The following is a 14,686-nucleotide window of genomic DNA, read 5'->3' on the forward strand; positions in this document are numbered from 1 at the left end:
ACGATCGTGGACGCTGACGTCATCGTCGTGGGCGCGGGCCTGGCCGGGCTGGCCGCCGCGCACGAGCTCACCGCCGCCGGCAAGAAGGTGGCGCTGCTCGACCAGGAGAACGCGGCGAACCTCGGCGGGCAGGCCTGGTGGTCGTTCGGCGGGCTGTTCTTCGTCGGCAGCCCCGAGCAGCGCCGCGCCCGGATCGCCGACAGCGTCGAGCTGGCCTGGCAGGACTGGCGCCACAGCGCCGGCTTCGACCGGCTCGACGACGAGGACTCCCAGGCGGTGCAGTGGGCGCGGGCGTACGTCGAGTTCGCGGCCGGCGAGAAACGCGCCTGGCTGGCCTCGCTCGGGCTGAGCTGGCTGCCGTTCGCGGGCTGGGCCGAGCGCGGCGACCTGCGCGCCGACGGGCACGGCAACTCGGTGCCGCGCTTCCACATCACCTGGGGCACCGGCACCGGCGTGGTCGCCCCGTTCGCCGCCTCGGCCGTGCGGGCCGCGGAGAGCGGGCTGCTCAAGCTGCACTCGCGGCACCGCGTCGACGAGCTGATCGTCGAGAACGGCGCCGTCACCGGCGTCCGCGGCACGGTCCTCGCCCCGGACGACGCGCCCCGCGGCGTCACCTCCAACCGGGACGTGGCCGGCGACTTCGAGCTGCGCGCCCAGGCCGTCGTCGTCACCACCGGCGGCATCGGCGCCAACCACGACCTGGTCCGGCAGTACTGGCCGGCCCGGCTCGGCACCGCCCCCACCAAGATGATCACCGGGGTGCCGGCGTACGTGGACGGCCGGATGCTCGGCATCGCCGAGCGGGCCGGGGTGCGGCTGGTCAACCGGGACCGGATGTGGCACTACACCGAGGGCGTGCAGAACTGGGACCCAATCTGGCCCGGGCACGGCATCCGGATCCTGTCCGCGCCGTCGCCGATGTGGTTCGACGCGCTCGGCCGCCGGCTGCCCGCCCCGTACTTCCCCAGCTACGACACCCTCGGCACGCTGAAGTACCTGCGCACCACCCCGGACATCGCCGCGCACGACCACTCCTGGTTCATCCTCTCCCAGCGGATCATCGAGAAGGAGTTCGCGCTCTCCGGCTCCGAGCAGAACCCGGACCTGACCGCGAAGGACCGGCGCGCCTTCCTGAAGGACCGGCTGTTCGGCAAGGGCGCGCCCGGCCCGGTCGAGGCGTTCAAGCAGCACGGCGCCGACTTCGTGGTGGCCGGCACCCTGGAGGACCTGGTCGCCGGCATGAACAAGCTGACCGACCAGCCGCTGCTCGACGCGGCCCGGATCCGCGCCCAGATCGAGGCCCGGGACGGCCAGGTCGGCAACACGGTCAGCAAGGACGCCCAGGTGCAGGGCATCCACAACTCGCGCCGCTACCTCGGCGACCGGATCGGCCGCACGTCGGTGCCGCACCGCATCCTGGACCCGGCCGCCGGCCCGCTGATCGGGGTGAAGCTGCACATCCTCACCCGCAAGACCCTCGGCGGCATCCAGACCGACCTCGACTCGCGCGCCCTGGACCCGGCCGGCCGGCCGATCCCGGGCCTGTACGCGGCCGGCGAGGTGGCCGGCTTCGGCGGCGGCGGGGTGCACGGCTACAACGCCCTGGAGGGCACGTTCCTCGGCGGGTGCCTGTTCTCCGGCCGTACCGCGGGCCGGCACGCGGCGCGCACCCTGTGACCGCGATGCCGGGCCGCCGCGGTCCAGGCCGCCGCGGTCCGGGCCGGGCGTAGCGCATGGACGCCGCCGCCCTGCTGCGCCGGCCCGCGTTCTGGGCGGCCCACCTCGGGGTCGCCTGCGGCGCCGCCCTGGACGAGGACCTGGCCGCCCTGTTCGGCGCCGGCCTGGGCCTGATCCGCGGCACCTACCTGCGGCTGACCGACGACGCCGCCGAGCCGGTCCTCCCCGCCGGGGCGGGCCTGGCCGTGGTGTACCGCAACGACGACCAGATCGTCGACTACCTGCTGCACCCACCCGGCGCCGCGCCGATCACCCTGGCCGAGGCCGACGGCGTCCCGGACGGCCCGGCCCTGTCCTGGCCGGAGCTGTCCGGGCTGGCCGCCCGCGCCCCCGACCCCGTCGGCCGGGCCCACACGCTGTTGCTGCTGGCCCCCGTGCTCGGCGACACGGCCGCCGCCTCCGCGCCGTCCGGTGATCCGGCGGCCGCGCTGTCGGCGGCGCTGCGCACGGCCGGCGTCACCGGCGACACCCCGGCCATCGCCGCCCTGCTGGTCGCCGCCCGGCCCGCCACCTGGCGCACCGAGGACGGCGTCCGGATCTGTGACCATCCCGGCAGCACCCGCAACCCGGACGGGCCGCGCGCCCTGTCACCCGAGCAGCGGGCGACCGTCTCCGCGCTGCTGACCCCGCCGCGGTAGCCGGGCCGGTCAGGTTCGGGCGGAACGCCGCCGGGCGGCCTGCCGCTGGATCTTGGCCGCGGTGCCGCAGCTCTCCATGGTGCACCAGCGCCGGCTGTTGTTCTTGCTGGTGTCCAGGAACAGCCCCCGGCAGCCCCGCCCGGACGCGCACACCTTGACCCGGTCGAGGGAGCCGCCGGTGAGGAGTTTGCTGGCGGCCACGGCGACCGGCCACCAGGCGCGGTGCAGGTTCTCGGCGGGCAGGTTCCAGACGAACCGGTCGCCGCGCTGTTCGAGGCGGGCGGTGGCGAGCGCCGCGGCGTACCCCTGCTGCAGCAGCGCCAGGTCGGCCGCCGCGGGCGGGGCGCCGGCGGCCAGGCCCGCGAAGATCCGGAAGATCGCCTCGCGCAGGGTGAGCGCGGCGGCGTGGCTCGCCTGCGCCGCCTGCGGCCGCGCGGCGGCGAGGGTGAGCAGGTGCCGGGTGGCGGGTTCGTCGAGCAGCCCCGCGTACGCCGACCAGCGCACCAGCCCCGGATAGCCGGCCAGGTGCTCCTCCGGGGCGTCCGTGGCCCGGGCGTCGACGGTGTTGGCGAAGTCCAGGCACGTGGCGCCGCCGTAGAGCGCGGGAAACCCCGTCATGTTTCTCCCTAAACTCGTTATGCCGGTAGCAGCACCGCCCTGCTCCCGGCATAACGAGTTTAGCCCGCATCAGCAGGCGGGAGGCGTGCCCGGCGGGAATCGGGCCGGGGCAGTCGGCGCGATCCCGCCGGGCACGCGGCCTCAGGACACCGGCGCGGCCAGCAGCCGCGCCTCCTTGTCCGCGGGCAGGCCGGCCCGGGCGCGGTCGGCGCGCTGGGGGATCGGGCCGCCGAGGGAGGTCATCCACGCCCAGGTGTCGGCGACGGTGGCGGCGAGCGGGCGGCAGCGCAGACCGGCCGCGAGCGCCCGGGTGACGTCGCCCCGGTGCATGAAGGCGTGCAGCGGGCCCGGCGGCAGCCAGATCGGCAACTCGGTCCACGGCTCGGCGCCGGCCCGCTCGAGCACGTCCGGGGCGATCCAGCGCAGCTGCGCCCGGTCGCCGGTGACCGCGCACGCCGTGGCGAGCAGCGAGCCCATGGTGGCGTCGCCGGAGCGGCCGACCACGTTGCAGGGGCCGCCGAGGCCGGCCGCCGCGGCGTCGAGGACGAAGGCGGCCAGGTCGCGGGCGTCGATGTACTGCAGCGGCAGGTCCGGTGGCCCGGGCGCGACGACCGGGCCGCCGCGGGCGAGCCGGGAGAGCCACCAGGGCAGCCGGCCGACGTCCTCGCGGGGGCCGAGGATGAGCCCGGCGCGGGCCAGCAGCACCGGGCCGGCGAACCGGGCCGCGCCGTGCTCGCCGCGCAGCTTGTCCCCGGCGTACCCGGGATCGTCCGCCGCCACCAGGGGCGCGTCCTCGGTCAGCGGCGGCGCCGCGCCGGTCTCGTCGTAGTGGTAGACCGAGCGGCTCGAGACGTAGGTGTAGTGCCCGGCCCGCCCGGACAGCGCCGCCGCGGCCGCGCCGACCACGGCGCCGTCCGCCGACCAGGTGTCCACCACGGCGTCCCAGGTGCCGGAGCCGAGCGCGGCCAGCCCGCCGGGCGCCGTGCGGTCGCCGACGAGCAGGGTGGCGCCGGGCACCGGGTCGCGGGTGCCCCGGTTGAGGACCGTCACGTCGTGGCCGCGGGCGATCGCGTCGTCCGCGACCGCCCGTCCGACGAAGCCGCTGCCGCCGAGTACCAGAATCCGCATGCGCCGAGCCTGCCCGACCGGCACCCGGTCACGGAACGGCCGTCTGCCCACGGCAGATTAAGCCCGGGGCGCAATCGTACGAGGGGAGTCAGCCCGCCGCCGTGATCCGCTGCTCCAGCGCCTCCACGACCAGCGCGTGGTCCTCGGCCTGGGGCAGGCCGGACACGGTGACCACGGCGACGACGCCGGCGCCGGTCACCCGTACCGGAAAGGCCCCGCCGTGCGCCGCGAAGAGCGCGGGATCGACGCCCAGCTCGGCCCCCAGGCTCTGGCCCTTGGCCGCCAGGCGGCGGCCGACGAGATAACTGGACGCGCCGAACCGGTGGACCACCCGCACCTTGCGCTGGATCCAGGCGTCGTTGTCGGCGGTGGCGCCGGGCAGGGCGGCGTGGAACAGCTGCTGCTCGCCGCGGCGGATGTCGATCGCCACCGGCAGTGTGCGCTCGCGGGCCAGCCGGACCAGGAGGCTGCCCAGCTCCCAGGCGTCGGTCTCGTCGAACTCCCGGAACACCAGGCGCTGCTCATCCCACTCGATCTTCTTGATCAGCTCTGTCAGGTCGTCGCTCATCAGGACAGTCTGTACTGGTCCCAGCCGAGCTTGACGATCAGGGCGAGCACCACGGTGAGCAGGATGACCCGGACGAAGCCGGAGCCGCGGCGCAGCGCCATCCGGGCGCCGAGGACCGCGCCGGCGATGTTGCAGACCGCCATCCCGGCGCCGATCAGCCAGGCGACCTGCCCGTGGTACGCGAACACGACGAGCGCGCCCAGGTTCGTGGCCGTGTTGACGATCTTCGCCATGGCCGAGCCGTGCACGAAGTCGGCGCCGATCAGGGTGGTGAACGCGAGCACCAGGAAGGTGCCGGTGCCGGGACCGATCAGTCCGTCGTAGAGGGCGACGACGCCGCCGGCCACCGCGACGGTGAGGCCGCGCCGCAGCAGGGTGCGCTTGGTGGCGTCCTCGTGCAGGCCCATCTGCGGGCGGATCGTCACGAAGACCGCGACGGCGACCAGCACGAGCAGCACCACCGGCCGGTACGCGGACGCCGGGACGGCGCCGGCCAGGGCCGCCCCGCAGCCGGCGCAGAGCAGGGCCAGGGCGGCGGCCGGGCCGGCCACCCCCCAGTCGATCTTCGTACGGCGGGCGTAGGTGACCGCCGCCGTGCCGGTGCCGCAGATCGCGGCGAGCTTGTTGGTGCCCAGCGCGGTGGCGAGGGGCAGCTGCGGGGCGGCGACCAGCAGGGCGGGCAGCAGCAGCAGGCCACCGCCGCCGACCACGGCGTCGACCCAGCCGGCCGCGGCGGCCGCGATCAGGAGCGTGACGATCACCGGCGGCGCGCCCGCTGCAGCCAGATGCCGAGCGACGCGCCCACGACGAAGATCGTCGCGGCGCAACAGAGCGCCTTGAAGAACATGTGCCTTACTCCGTTGGCTAGGGTCGGCGGTGTGCGCCTGGCCACCTTCAATCTGCTGCACGGCAGATCCTTGTCCGACGGCACCGTACACGCCGGCCGGATCTCCGCCGCGATCGCCGACCTCGACGCCGACGTGCTGGGACTGCAGGAGGTGGACCGCGCCCAGCCGCGCAGCGGCAACATCGACCTGACCGCGCTGGCCGCGACCGCGCTGGGCGCGCGCACGCACCGGTTCGCCGCGGCCGTGGTCGGCACCCCCGGCGAGCGCTGGGAGCCGTGGCACTCCGGCGCCGACATCGCCCACCCGCAGTACGGGATCGCGCTGGTCAGCCGCTATCCGGTGCGGCGCTGGCAGATCACCCAGCTGCCGGCCGCGCCGATGCGCTCGCCGGTCTACGTGCCGGACGGCGGGCTGCTGCTGCTCCGCGACGAGCCGCGGGTGCTGCTCGCCGCCGTGCTGGAGACCCCGGACGGGGAGGTGTCGGTGGGCACCACGCACCTGTCCTTCGTACCCGGATGGAACGTGCGGCAGCTGCGCGCGGCAGTCCGGGCGATGCGCGCCCTGCCCGCGCCGCGGGTCCTGCTCGGCGACCTCAACATGCCGGCCGGGCCGGTGCGCGCCTTCACCGGCTGGAAACCCCTCGCGCGGGCGGCGACGTTCCCGGCCCCGTCACCGAAGACCCAGCTCGACCACGTGCTCGTGGACCCGCGCGGGGCGGCGGCGCTGGGCCGGGTGGTGCAGGTGCGCACCCCGCACGCGCCGGTCAGCGACCACCGGCCGCTGGTGGTGCGGTTCGACCGGGCCGCGTCGTCCTGAGGTAGACGTCCTCCAGGCCGTCCTCCGGATCCCACTGCTCGCCGATCTTGAAGAAGCCGAAGCCGGCGATGGTGGCCCGGGAGGCGACGTTGTCCGGCCGGATGCTGGCCCGGACCGCGGTCACCCGCGGGTCGGCGTCGGCGCGGGCCAGCAGCGCCGCGAGCATCGCCTTGGCGTGGCCCTTGCGCCGGTGCGCCGGGTCGACCGAGTAGGCGACCTCGACGACGCCCTCGGCGTCCGGCGGGCCGTGGAAGCCGCCGTGCCCGACCACCTCACCGGTCTCCTCGCTGACCGCGGCCCGGGCGATCCACTCGGCCGCGTCGGGGTTTCCCTCCAGGTCGGCGAGACGGATCTCCCAGAGCCAGCGTTCCTCGGCCAGGTAGGGGCTGAGCGGGTGCCCGGCGGCGGCGCTCGCGGCGTCGAGGTCGCCGGCGATCAGGGCGGTCAACGTGGCGGGGGAGAGCTTCACGAAGCGCATGCCGGCATGTTAGCGACCCCACGTTTAGTTGTGCACAACTGAATTGGGCACTACTGTTCCGGTCATGAAGGCGAGCACGGCACTGGACGACATGATCTGTTTCCAGCTCTACGCGGCCAGCCGCGGCATGACCGCGCTGTACCGGCCACTGCTCGACCCGCACCACCTGACCTACCCGCAATACCTGGTGCTGCGCGTGCTCTGGCACGACGGCCCCACCAGCGTCCGCGACCTCGGCCAGGCGCTGTCCCTCGACAGCGGGACACTGTCCCCGCTGATCAAGCGGCTCGAGTCGCTCGACTACGTGGCGCGCTCCCGCTCCACCGCCGACGAGCGCGTCGTGATCGTCGGCTGCACGCCCGCCGGGCTCGCCCTGCGCGACCGGATCGGCGACCTCACCCGGCAGCTCGCCTGCGCCACCGGGCTCACCCTCGACGAGCTCACCACCCTGCACCACCTGTTGCACAAGGCCCGCCAGCCCCGAAAGGACCCTTCATGAGCGCCCTCTACACCGCCTCGGCCACCGCGACCGGCGACGGCCGCAGCGGCCACGTCCGCTCCAGCGACGGCGTCCTCGACCTCGACCTCGCCATCCCCAAGGAGATGGGCGGCCCCGGCGGCGCCCTCACCAACCCCGAGCAGCTGTTCGCCGCCGGCTACGCCGCCTGCTTCCACAGCGCCCTCAAGCGCGTCGCCGGCATGCAGAAGGTCCAGCTCGTCGACACCGCCATCACCGTCGACGTCGGCATCGGCCAGCTGCCCACCGGCGGCTTCGGCCTCAACGTCACCATCGAGGCGGAACTGCCCGGCCTGCCCGAGGAGACCGCGCACGCCCTGCTCGAAGCCGCCCACCAGGTGTGCCCGTACTCCAACGCCACCCGCGGCAACGTCGAGGTCGTCCTCAACCTCGCCTGATCGCCGCACATCTGCCGGGCCGGCCCTTCGCGGGGCCGGTCCGGCAGAATGCTGTTCCGTGCTGGACTACTACCTCGTCGACGGCGGCTCCCTGCTCGTCGAGGAGTTCGTCATCGGCGCCGACCACGCCGCGGTGGGACTGCACAGCCTGCTGTGGTCCGCCGGCCCGACGGCGGGCGCTTCCGGCGGTCCTTCCGGCGGTCCTTCCGCCGGTCCTTCGGCGGGGCTTTCCGAGAGCGTCCCGGGGTGGCGGGACGGCACCGCGTTCAGCCGGGCGCTGCGCACCTCGCCGGACCTGCCGCCCCGGGTCACGCCGACCGACCGGGACGGTGCCGCGGCCGCCGTCGCTCTGCCCGCCGAGCCCTCGCTCCGGGCGATGTTCGGCCCCGCGCTGCCCCTGCCGGTCGCCGCGCCGCTGCGCTTCGGGCCGCCCGACCCGCGCCGGCACCGCTACCGGATTCTGTTCGCCCCGCACCACCCCGCGGTGGGCGCGCTCTCCGGTCACCACCGGGCCGCCGGCGATGCGTACGCCTGGCAGCTCCGTGCGGTCGGCCCCGGCCTGGCATGGGCCCTCGACGTCACGGTGGACCTGGCCGGCCCCTCCGAGGCGACGATCGACGCGACTCTCGCCCACCTCACCGCCGCGGCCCGCCGGACCGGCCTGATCCCGATCACCACCGAGCGGTTCGCCTGAGGTCCCCCCACCGCCGGGCGCCGGCGGTGGGGGAGCCGCGGACCGTGGCGTCTCCTGACTGTTCAGATCTCCGGCCGGCCTCAGTCGTCGTCGTCCCCGCCGTCGTCGTCCTCGTCATCGTCGCCGCCGTCCCCGCCCGGGCATCCGCTCAACGTCAGCAGACCCGCGACCGCACCCAGCGTGAACAGCGACCGACGACCCAGCAGCATGCGCTCCTCAGGATCATCCATGCCCCCATTCTGGCCAGCTCCCGGCACGGGCGGAAGTCAGGCCAGCTCCCGCAACACGCGATTCGTCCGATTGGCACGCACCGCCGCCCGCTGCTGCTCCGCCGTCACCTCGATGTAGCTCTGCGACGTGGCGAGGGACGCGTGCCCCATCAGGCGCATGATCTCCGACGCGTTCGCGCCGTCCTCCGCCAGCCGGGTCGCGAACGTGTGCCGCAACGCGTGCAACTGCGCCCCCCGCGGCACCCGGTCACCGATCCCCGCCCGCCGGTAACACGACCGCACCAGATATTGCAGCCCACCTCGCTGCAACGCCTCACCGTGCCGGTCCACCAGCAGCGGCGCCGCCGGCTGCGCCCGCCCGAACCGCGCCCGCCGCGAATCCAGATAGCGCCCCACCGCCGCGTCCAGACCGGAATCGATCGGCACGGTCCGCGGCCGGCCACCCTTGCCCGCCACGTCCACCCGCCGCTCACCGTCGCGCCCCGACACCGACCCCACCCGCAGCGCCAGCATCTCCGACAGCCGCAACCCCGCACACAACGCCAGCGCCAGCACCAGCACGTCCCGCTCCGGCCACGGATCCCGCTGCCGCTCATCCACCGCGTTCACGCTGCGTAACAACAGCTCCGGCGTGTCCTCACCCCTGAGCGGCTTGGGGGAGAGGGGCACCGGCCGCGGCTTGTCCACCGCCTGCATCGGGTTCCCCGCCACCACCCCCTCGGTGACCAGGAACGTGAAGAACGCATTCCACGACGACCAGGCGCGGGAGACCGAGGCGGGGGCGCGGTCGGCGGCGAACCGGGCGAAGGCGGCCCGCAACACGCGAGGGGAGAGGTCACTCACGGTAGCGGGGGCGGGTTGCGCCAGCTGCAACACCAGCTGCAGATCACGACGGTACGCCGCGAGCGTGTGGACGGACGGCTTGCGGGTGGCGCGGGCCGCCAGGAACTCGTCGACGTACGTGGCGATTCCAGTGTCATGCATAAGGACCATTATGCATGATTTATCAGTGTTTGCGCTGGTCGGGGTGTTTTTGATCGCGGGTCGAGATGAATATTCGGCTGATTCGCGGCTTTTACGGGGTGTGCTCGGTGCTCTGCCGTGCGTGCCGTGCGAGCGGGGAAGGGTGGTCCTTCCGGGCACGAGCCGGCTCGGGGCGGGGGCTTCCTGAGGCCGAGCTTCCTGGGGTGGGGCCGCGTCTGTCCGGGGTTGCGGCCAGGTCTCGCCGGTTGCGCCTTCTGCGCCGTCTGCGTCGTTCTCGCGTGGGCGCCTCCTGATCGGCTCGGCGTTGATGTGCTGAGCCCGATCTCTGGCTTGTCCGGCTGTGCTGCCTCGCCGTCCCGCGGGGAAGGCTCGTCGGACGAAAAGCGGCTCAACACGGTGGAACGGGCCTTCAAGACCCCTCTCCAGAGGCCCCTCCTGGAGCCAAGTTGACATAATGTGCATTATCGACCCGGGAATTATGGGTCCGGAGAGGGGCTCGGGCGCGTTCTGGCGGCATCACGCGGAATCGCCACTTCGGCGCGGGCTTCCGGTGGTCGCGTCGGCGGCGCGGCTGTGCGGCTCCGCTGGGATCGGCGTCCCTGCCTGCGGCCGGTGTCGAGGTCGGGTCTTCGGCCTGCGACCTCTCGCGGTCGGTCTTCGGCCTGCGACCCGGAGGCATGCCGTGGGCACCCATCCCCGACCGCCGCCGTCGGCGAGCCGGCCGGTCGGGTGACGCGTGCCGGTGCGACCGGATTCTCCGGCCACCTCTCCCCTGGCTCGGCGCACCGCCGGCAGCGCCGCCGTCACTCTGCGTAGTGATATTCATGCTGTGGCGGGGTGACAGGTGTCCGTGCCTCGTTCGAGGGGTGCCGGGGGTGCCGGGCGCTGGTTACGGTGAGTAGGTGACAGACGACGGCATCGCCCGCAGGCAAGAGGCGCTCAACCGGATCGCCGCCGAGCTCGGCGTGCCGGCTCCGGTGTGGACCGCCGAGGACGAGGCGCGGTACCAGGTGTGGGTGCGCGACGGGCACGACGCGGCCACCGGGATCCGGCGGCGTCAGCGGCCCGCCCCGCGGCGCCGTTACCTGAGCCCGCCGGGTGGCAGCTCGAGCATCATGTCGACGCCGTCGCCGGCCTCGTCGGTGAACGTGCCGACCGCGGCGAAACCGGCCCGCAGATAGAACCGGACGGCCCGCTGGTTGGCCGTCCGCACGCCGCCGAACAGCACGACCGTGTCGCGGCCGAGCAGGCGTACGGCGTCCCAGGCGGGCGGGAGCAGCGCCGGGGCGAGTCCGAGGCCCCGCCAGTCGTCGGCGACGCAGGGTCCGAACCGGGCCGTGCGGGCGGGGTCGAGGGTGATGCCGTAGCGGGCGTACCGGGTGATCTCGTAGCCGTCCGGGAGGGCGAAGCTGAGGTCGACGACGCCGGCCAGGTCGGCGGGGTCGTTCGCCGGGTGCGCGACGAGCCGGAGCTTGTCGGTGCGGCCGATCGCGTCGACCCAGTCGGCGGCGGCGTCGGCCGGGTCGGTGTCGCGGTGCCAGAACCGCCGGCTGGTGGCGGACAGCCCGGCCAGGAACGCGATCAGCGCGGCCCGGTCGCCGGGGACGAGGCCGCGGACGGTGAACGGTATCCCGGCCACCGCCATGCTCCGGTCCAGCGGGGACGGGTCGGCGGCGAGAGCGGCGAGCAGAGGCTCCACGCCCCCTACCGTGCCATGTCCGGCGGCCGCGGTGGGGCCGGCGTCCGGGTGGTGAGCCGGCCGCCGGTGGCGCTGTGGGCGGGCGGGTGGTCAGGTGGTGAGCCGGCCGCCGGTGGCGCTGTGTGCCGGTTCGCGGCCGGTGAAGTCGACGGTGATGCCGGGACGGTGGTGGTCGCCGAGCACGCCGGCGGTGGCGTCGGTGACCGCGGCGGCGAGACGGGCGAGGATGTCCGGGGTGTCGGGCCGGGTCAGCGCGTCGGCGCGGATGCCGAAGGTGACGGCCGGCGCGGGTCCGGGCGCCGGGACGCCGCCGATCCCCCAGCGGCCGGCCGGGACGCCGACGAGCAGGACATGGGCGTGCGGCCGGGCCCACTCGCCGTAGACGCCGGCGACCGCGTCGGTGAGCGCGGCGATGAGGGCGGGTTCGCGGCCGGTCAGGTCGGTGTCGAGTGCGTGCACGGTGAGGTGCGGCATACGATCTCTCTCTGCTGCGAGGACTGCTTTGACGACAAAGTGGCTTTGAGTGCAAAGGTAATCCGGGGGTGGGTGCATGTCAACGGCGGCCGATGCGACCGTCCGGGAGCTGATGCTGGTCATGCCGCGGCTGGTGGGCCGGGCCAAGCGGACGCCGCCGCCGGAGCAGCTGCGCGACCTGGACCTGGCGCCGCGGCATCTGTCGCTGCTGTCGCTGCTGGTCCTCGACGGGGCGATGACGGTCTCCGAGCTGGCCGGCAAGCTCGGCGTGGCCCCGACGACGGTGAGCCTGCTGGTCGGCGACCTCAGCCGCAAGGGCGTGCTGGAACGCCGCGAGGACGACACCGACCGCCGCCGCCGCATCGTCGACATCAGCGCGGCCGGCCGCCCGGCCATCGTGGAGTGGCTCTCCCCCGGCGCCCGGGCGTGGCGGCACGCCCTGGCGCCGCTGACCGATGAGCAGCGGCGGATGTTCGTGGACACGCTGCTGCGCTACGAGCAGGCGGTGCAGCCCTCCGGCGACGACCGGTGACGGGCGGCGAGAGGGCGCCGGTCACCGGGGACTGAGAGGAGAGGGGCGCAACCCCTCCCGCAGGCCGCGCGGTGGACAGGCTCGCGGTCCGGACGCGCCAGCGGCCGGCGGGCCCACGCCGCGCCCTCGGCGGGAGCGACGGCCGGTGCCCCGTCCGACCGCCCCACCCGCCACCCTAAAACAGACTGAAGGCTGCCTTCTGCGCTGCGACATTGATCGTGAAAACGCCCGCGGCGACGTGGATCTCACAGAGGGCGGACGGCGACGACCTGGCCCTCGCTGAGCTCGCCGGTCGGGGCGAAGCCGAGCTTGCGGTAGAACGGCTCGGGGCCGCCGGCGCGGGGTTCGTAGGTGACGTAGGCGGAGGCGCATCCCCGGGCGCGCAGCATGGCGCAGACCTGGTCGACGGCGAAGGTGCCGTAGCCGCGGCCCTGGGCGTCGGCGGCGACGGCGAGGCGCCACAGGCCGGAGCGCAGGTCTTCCGGGCGCGGGTCGGTGGCGCCCCAGGCGAAGTCGAGGAACGCCATGACGAAGCCGACCAGCTCGTCACCGTCGTAGATCAGGCGCGGCCAGGCGCGGTCCCGGTAGACGTAGGCCTCGGCGAGCGAGTGGGTCACCGGTTCGACGAGGTCCTGCTGGTCGGGGCGGACGGCCAGGGCGAGCGCCGCCTCGTAGTTCGCTGTGGTGATCTCTGCGAGCCGCATGTGAGCGGAGGGTAGACGGCGGGTAGTCGGATCGGCGATCCATTTACCAGAATGATCGGATGCGAATCGCGGTGCTGTCCGATGTTCATGGCAATCTTCCGGCGCTCGACGCGGTGCTGGCGGCGATCGAGGAGGACGGCGTCGACCTGACGGTGAACCTCGGTGATCTGCTGTCCGGGTATGTGCGGCCGGCGGCGACCGCCGACCGGCTGATCGCGGCGGGTCTGGCGACCGTGGCGGGCAACCACGAGCGGCAGCTGCTGACCCTCCCGCCGGAGCGGCAGGGCATGGCGGACCGGGTCACCGGCGAACTGATCACGGACCGGCACCGGCGGTGGCTGGCGTCGTTGCCGGCGACGCTGTCACCGCGCGCCGACATCCTCGCGTTCCACGGGACTCCCCAGGACGACCTCCAGTACCTGCTGCACACCGTCGACCCGCGGGGCGGGGCGCGGGACGCCACCGAGGACGAGGTGCGCGAGCGGCTCGGGGACATCCGAAGGTACGCGCTGCTGCTGTGCGGGCACACCCATCTGCCCGGTTCGCGGCGATTGCCGGATGGCCCGCTGATCGTCAATCCGGGGAGTGCGGGATGGCCGGCCTATGCCGACGACGCGCCGTTCCCGCACGTCATGGAGGCCGGGACGCCGCACGCCCGGTACGCGGTCGTCGACGACGCGTCCGGGACCTGGGAGGTGGACTTCCGGCAGGTGGCGTACGACTGGGAGCAGGCGGCCGCGCTGGCGGAGGGGTTCGGCCGCCCCGACGTCGCCGGGGCGCTGCGGACCGGGCGGGTGGCGTCGTGATCGTGCGCTGGGTGACCGGGTTCCTCGACACGCCGCCGGAGACCGCGGACGCGGCGGAACGGTTCTGGACGGCGGTGACCGGCACGCACCTGTCGCCGCGGCGCGGGAACGGGCACTTCGTGACGCTGCTGCCCGACAAGGGCGACGCCTACCTGCGGATGCAGGTGGTCGGCGAGGAACCCGCCCGGGCGCACCTCGACCTGCACGTGGACGACCCGTTCCGGGCGGCCGACGAGGTGGTGGAGCTGGGCGCCACCCGGGTCCGCGAGGAGCGCGACCTGGTGGTGCTGCGCTCCCCCTCCGGGATCGTGTTCTGCCTGGTGGCGTGGGAGTACGAACGGGAGCTGACCCGGCCGATCCGCTGGGACGGGCCGCAGAGCAGCCTGGTCGACCAGCTGTGCCTGGACGTGCCGGCCGCCTGGTACGCGCGGGAGATGGTGTTCTGGGCCGAGGTGACCCGCTGGGAGCGGCGCGTGTCGAGCCTGCCCGAGTTCACGTTCCTGCAGCCGCCGGCGCGGATGCCGCTGCAGCTGCTGCTGCAGCGTACCGGCGGCGCGCAGCCGGGCGTGCACGTCGACCTGGCCTGCGACGACGTGGACGCCGAGGTGGCCCGGCACGTGGCGCTGGGGGCGTCGGTGGTGCGCCGGATCCCGGAGGACTGGACGACGCTGCGCGATCCGGCCGGCCGGGAGTACTGCGTGACGGCCCGGTCGCCGTTCCGGTGACCCGCCGGCGGGCCGGTCGCCATTCCGATGATCTTCCGCCGGTGTGGTTGCCGGAAAGTGTCGGGGGCGGCTGGTAGAAAGGGGGCGCTCTC

19 protein-coding genes are annotated in these 14,686 nt (G+C 74.2%); 9 read left to right on the forward strand and 10 right to left on the reverse strand.

The genetic code is table 11. From position 1 onward, the window contains the following. The first annotated feature begins 6 nt into the window (after nucleotides 1-6). Nucleotides 7-1,677: an FAD-binding dehydrogenase gene (locus AB0G10_RS10800; RefSeq protein ID WP_360918601.1), complete on the forward strand. Its 1,671-nt coding sequence runs from the start codon at nucleotides 7-9 to the stop codon at nucleotides 1,675-1,677. 56 nt (nucleotides 1,678-1,733) lie between these two features. Continuing rightward, on the forward strand, nucleotides 1,734-2,375 hold the full coding sequence (locus AB0G10_RS10805; RefSeq protein ID WP_360918603.1) for a hypothetical protein: 642 nt from the start codon (nucleotides 1,734-1,736) through the stop codon (nucleotides 2,373-2,375). A 9-nt stretch (nucleotides 2,376-2,384) separates the two neighbouring features. Here AB0G10_RS10805 and AB0G10_RS10810 read toward each other — a convergent pair whose 3' ends face one another. The 4 genes from AB0G10_RS10810 to AB0G10_RS10825 all read right to left on the reverse strand — a co-directional run bounded on the left by AB0G10_RS10810 (nucleotide 2,385) and on the right by AB0G10_RS10825 (nucleotide 5,450). Then, the gene (locus AB0G10_RS10810; protein WP_360918604.1) at nucleotides 2,385-2,993 is read right to left on the reverse strand and encodes an ABATE domain-containing protein; all 609 of its coding nucleotides are present in this window, start codon (nucleotides 2,991-2,993) and stop codon (nucleotides 2,385-2,387) included. Between the two features lie 141 nt (nucleotides 2,994-3,134). Further along, nucleotides 3,135-4,121, reverse strand: coding sequence for an NAD-dependent epimerase/dehydratase family protein (locus tag AB0G10_RS10815; protein WP_360918606.1), 987 nt, complete (start codon nucleotides 4,119-4,121; stop codon nucleotides 3,135-3,137). Between the two features lie 88 nt (nucleotides 4,122-4,209). Then, on the reverse strand, nucleotides 4,210-4,689 hold the full coding sequence (locus tag AB0G10_RS10820; protein ID WP_360918608.1) for a heme-degrading domain-containing protein: 480 nt from the start codon (nucleotides 4,687-4,689) through the stop codon (nucleotides 4,210-4,212). Continuing rightward, a complete protein-coding gene (locus tag AB0G10_RS10825) occupies nucleotides 4,689-5,450 on the reverse strand; it encodes a TSUP family transporter (protein ID WP_360918610.1) in 762 nt (253 codons plus the stop codon). Before AB0G10_RS10825 ends, AB0G10_RS10820 begins: the two co-directional genes overlap by 1 nt. Before the next feature lie 117 nt (nucleotides 5,451-5,567). On the opposite strand from AB0G10_RS10825, the gene AB0G10_RS10830 reads away from it, so the two are divergent. Continuing rightward, nucleotides 5,568-6,353, forward strand: a complete 786-nt coding sequence (locus tag AB0G10_RS10830) for an endonuclease/exonuclease/phosphatase family protein (protein ID WP_360918612.1) — start codon at nucleotides 5,568-5,570, stop codon at nucleotides 6,351-6,353. Here AB0G10_RS10830 and AB0G10_RS10835 read toward each other — a convergent pair. Beyond that, complete coding sequence (locus AB0G10_RS10835) at nucleotides 6,301-6,831, reverse strand: GNAT family protein (RefSeq protein WP_360918614.1); 531 nt, start codon at nucleotides 6,829-6,831, stop codon at nucleotides 6,301-6,303. The two genes, AB0G10_RS10830 and AB0G10_RS10835, sit on opposite strands and share 53 nt — an antisense overlap. Nucleotides 6,832-6,895: 64 nt before the next feature. Between AB0G10_RS10835 and AB0G10_RS10840 the strand changes: the two genes are divergently transcribed. The 3 genes from AB0G10_RS10840 to AB0G10_RS10850 are packed head-to-tail and all read left to right on the forward strand — an operon-like array spanning nucleotide 6,896 to nucleotide 8,440. After that, nucleotides 6,896-7,330 carry a MarR family transcriptional regulator gene (locus AB0G10_RS10840; protein WP_360918616.1) on the forward strand — a complete coding sequence of 145 codons (435 nt, stop codon included), beginning with the start codon at nucleotides 6,896-6,898 and terminating at the stop codon, nucleotides 7,328-7,330. After that, entirely contained in the window at nucleotides 7,327-7,746 is a 420-nt protein-coding gene (locus AB0G10_RS10845; protein ID WP_360918618.1) for an organic hydroperoxide resistance protein, read from the forward strand. The genes AB0G10_RS10840 and AB0G10_RS10845 overlap by 4 nt, the downstream gene beginning before the upstream one ends. Nucleotides 7,747-7,804: 58 nt before the next feature. Beyond that, nucleotides 7,805-8,440: a hypothetical protein gene (locus tag AB0G10_RS10850; protein WP_360918620.1), complete on the forward strand. Its 636-nt coding sequence runs from the start codon at nucleotides 7,805-7,807 to the stop codon at nucleotides 8,438-8,440. 80 nt (nucleotides 8,441-8,520) lie between these two features. Here the strand turns inward: AB0G10_RS10850 and AB0G10_RS10855 are convergent, their stop codons facing one another. The 4 genes from AB0G10_RS10855 to AB0G10_RS10870 all read right to left on the reverse strand — a co-directional run bounded on the left by AB0G10_RS10855 (nucleotide 8,521) and on the right by AB0G10_RS10870 (nucleotide 11,827). Beyond that, the gene (locus AB0G10_RS10855; protein WP_360918622.1) at nucleotides 8,521-8,670 is read right to left on the reverse strand and encodes a hypothetical protein; all 150 of its coding nucleotides are present in this window, start codon (nucleotides 8,668-8,670) and stop codon (nucleotides 8,521-8,523) included. Between the two features lie 36 nt (nucleotides 8,671-8,706). After that, nucleotides 8,707-9,663 carry a tyrosine-type recombinase/integrase gene (locus AB0G10_RS10860; protein WP_360918624.1) on the reverse strand — a complete coding sequence of 319 codons (957 nt, stop codon included), beginning with the start codon at nucleotides 9,661-9,663 and terminating at the stop codon, nucleotides 8,707-8,709. A gap of 1,072 nt (nucleotides 9,664-10,735) precedes the next feature. Then, complete coding sequence (locus AB0G10_RS10865) at nucleotides 10,736-11,353, reverse strand: GNAT family N-acetyltransferase (protein ID WP_360918626.1); 618 nt, start codon at nucleotides 11,351-11,353, stop codon at nucleotides 10,736-10,738. Between the two features lie 90 nt (nucleotides 11,354-11,443). Continuing rightward, on the reverse strand, nucleotides 11,444-11,827 hold the full coding sequence (locus AB0G10_RS10870) for a tautomerase family protein (RefSeq protein WP_360918627.1): 384 nt from the start codon (nucleotides 11,825-11,827) through the stop codon (nucleotides 11,444-11,446). A gap of 76 nt (nucleotides 11,828-11,903) precedes the next feature. Here AB0G10_RS10870 and AB0G10_RS10875 point away from each other — a divergent pair, with 76 nt between their 5' ends. Then, nucleotides 11,904-12,359, forward strand: a complete 456-nt coding sequence (locus tag AB0G10_RS10875; RefSeq protein ID WP_360918629.1) for a MarR family winged helix-turn-helix transcriptional regulator — start codon at nucleotides 11,904-11,906, stop codon at nucleotides 12,357-12,359. Between the two features lie 245 nt (nucleotides 12,360-12,604). On the opposite strand, the gene AB0G10_RS10880 is transcribed toward AB0G10_RS10875, so the two are convergent. Next, entirely contained in the window at nucleotides 12,605-13,063 is a 459-nt protein-coding gene (locus AB0G10_RS10880; protein ID WP_360918631.1) for a GNAT family N-acetyltransferase, read from the reverse strand. 59 nt (nucleotides 13,064-13,122) lie between these two features. Between AB0G10_RS10880 and AB0G10_RS10885 the strand changes: the two genes are divergently transcribed. Next, nucleotides 13,123-13,869: a metallophosphoesterase family protein gene (locus AB0G10_RS10885; RefSeq protein WP_360918632.1), complete on the forward strand. Its 747-nt coding sequence runs from the start codon at nucleotides 13,123-13,125 to the stop codon at nucleotides 13,867-13,869. Further along, a complete protein-coding gene (locus AB0G10_RS10890) occupies nucleotides 13,866-14,594 on the forward strand; it encodes a VOC family protein (protein WP_360918634.1) in 729 nt (242 codons plus the stop codon). The genes AB0G10_RS10885 and AB0G10_RS10890 overlap by 4 nt, the downstream gene beginning before the upstream one ends. Nucleotides 14,595-14,686 lie beyond the last annotated feature (92 nt).

It is taken from the genome of Actinoplanes sp. NPDC023714, from assembly GCF_040639855.1.
GTDB lineage: Bacteria > Actinomycetota > Actinomycetes > Mycobacteriales > Micromonosporaceae > Actinoplanes.

What these genes read in the sequence shown, in the direction of transcription:
- AB0G10_RS10885 (WP_360918632.1), top strand. Translation starts at nt 13,123, where the DNA reads ATGCGAATCGCGGTGCTGTCCGATGTTCATGGCAATCTTCCGGCGCTC.
- AB0G10_RS10810 (WP_360918604.1), bottom strand. Translation starts at nt 2,993, where the DNA reads ATGACGGGGTTTCCCGCGCTCTACGGCGGCGCCACGTGCCTGGACTTC.
- AB0G10_RS10805 (WP_360918603.1), top strand. Translation starts at nt 1,734, where the DNA reads ATGGACGCCGCCGCCCTGCTGCGCCGGCCCGCGTTCTGGGCGGCCCAC.
- AB0G10_RS10880 (WP_360918631.1), bottom strand. Translation starts at nt 13,063, where the DNA reads ATGCGGCTCGCAGAGATCACCACAGCGAACTACGAGGCGGCGCTCGCC.
- AB0G10_RS10845 (WP_360918618.1), top strand. Translation starts at nt 7,327, where the DNA reads ATGAGCGCCCTCTACACCGCCTCGGCCACCGCGACCGGCGACGGCCGC.
- AB0G10_RS10835 (WP_360918614.1), bottom strand. Translation starts at nt 6,831, where the DNA reads ATGCGCTTCGTGAAGCTCTCCCCCGCCACGTTGACCGCCCTGATCGCC.
- AB0G10_RS10860 (WP_360918624.1), bottom strand. Translation starts at nt 9,663, where the DNA reads ATGGTCCTTATGCATGACACTGGAATCGCCACGTACGTCGACGAGTTC.
- AB0G10_RS10815 (WP_360918606.1), bottom strand. Translation starts at nt 4,121, where the DNA reads ATGCGGATTCTGGTACTCGGCGGCAGCGGCTTCGTCGGACGGGCGGTC.
- AB0G10_RS10870 (WP_360918627.1), bottom strand. Translation starts at nt 11,827, where the DNA reads ATGCCGCACCTCACCGTGCACGCACTCGACACCGACCTGACCGGCCGC.
- AB0G10_RS10840 (WP_360918616.1), top strand. Translation starts at nt 6,896, where the DNA reads ATGAAGGCGAGCACGGCACTGGACGACATGATCTGTTTCCAGCTCTAC.
- AB0G10_RS10820 (WP_360918608.1), bottom strand. Translation starts at nt 4,689, where the DNA reads ATGAGCGACGACCTGACAGAGCTGATCAAGAAGATCGAGTGGGATGAG.
- AB0G10_RS10875 (WP_360918629.1), top strand. Translation starts at nt 11,904, where the DNA reads ATGTCAACGGCGGCCGATGCGACCGTCCGGGAGCTGATGCTGGTCATG.
- AB0G10_RS10855 (WP_360918622.1), bottom strand. Translation starts at nt 8,670, where the DNA reads ATGGATGATCCTGAGGAGCGCATGCTGCTGGGTCGTCGGTCGCTGTTC.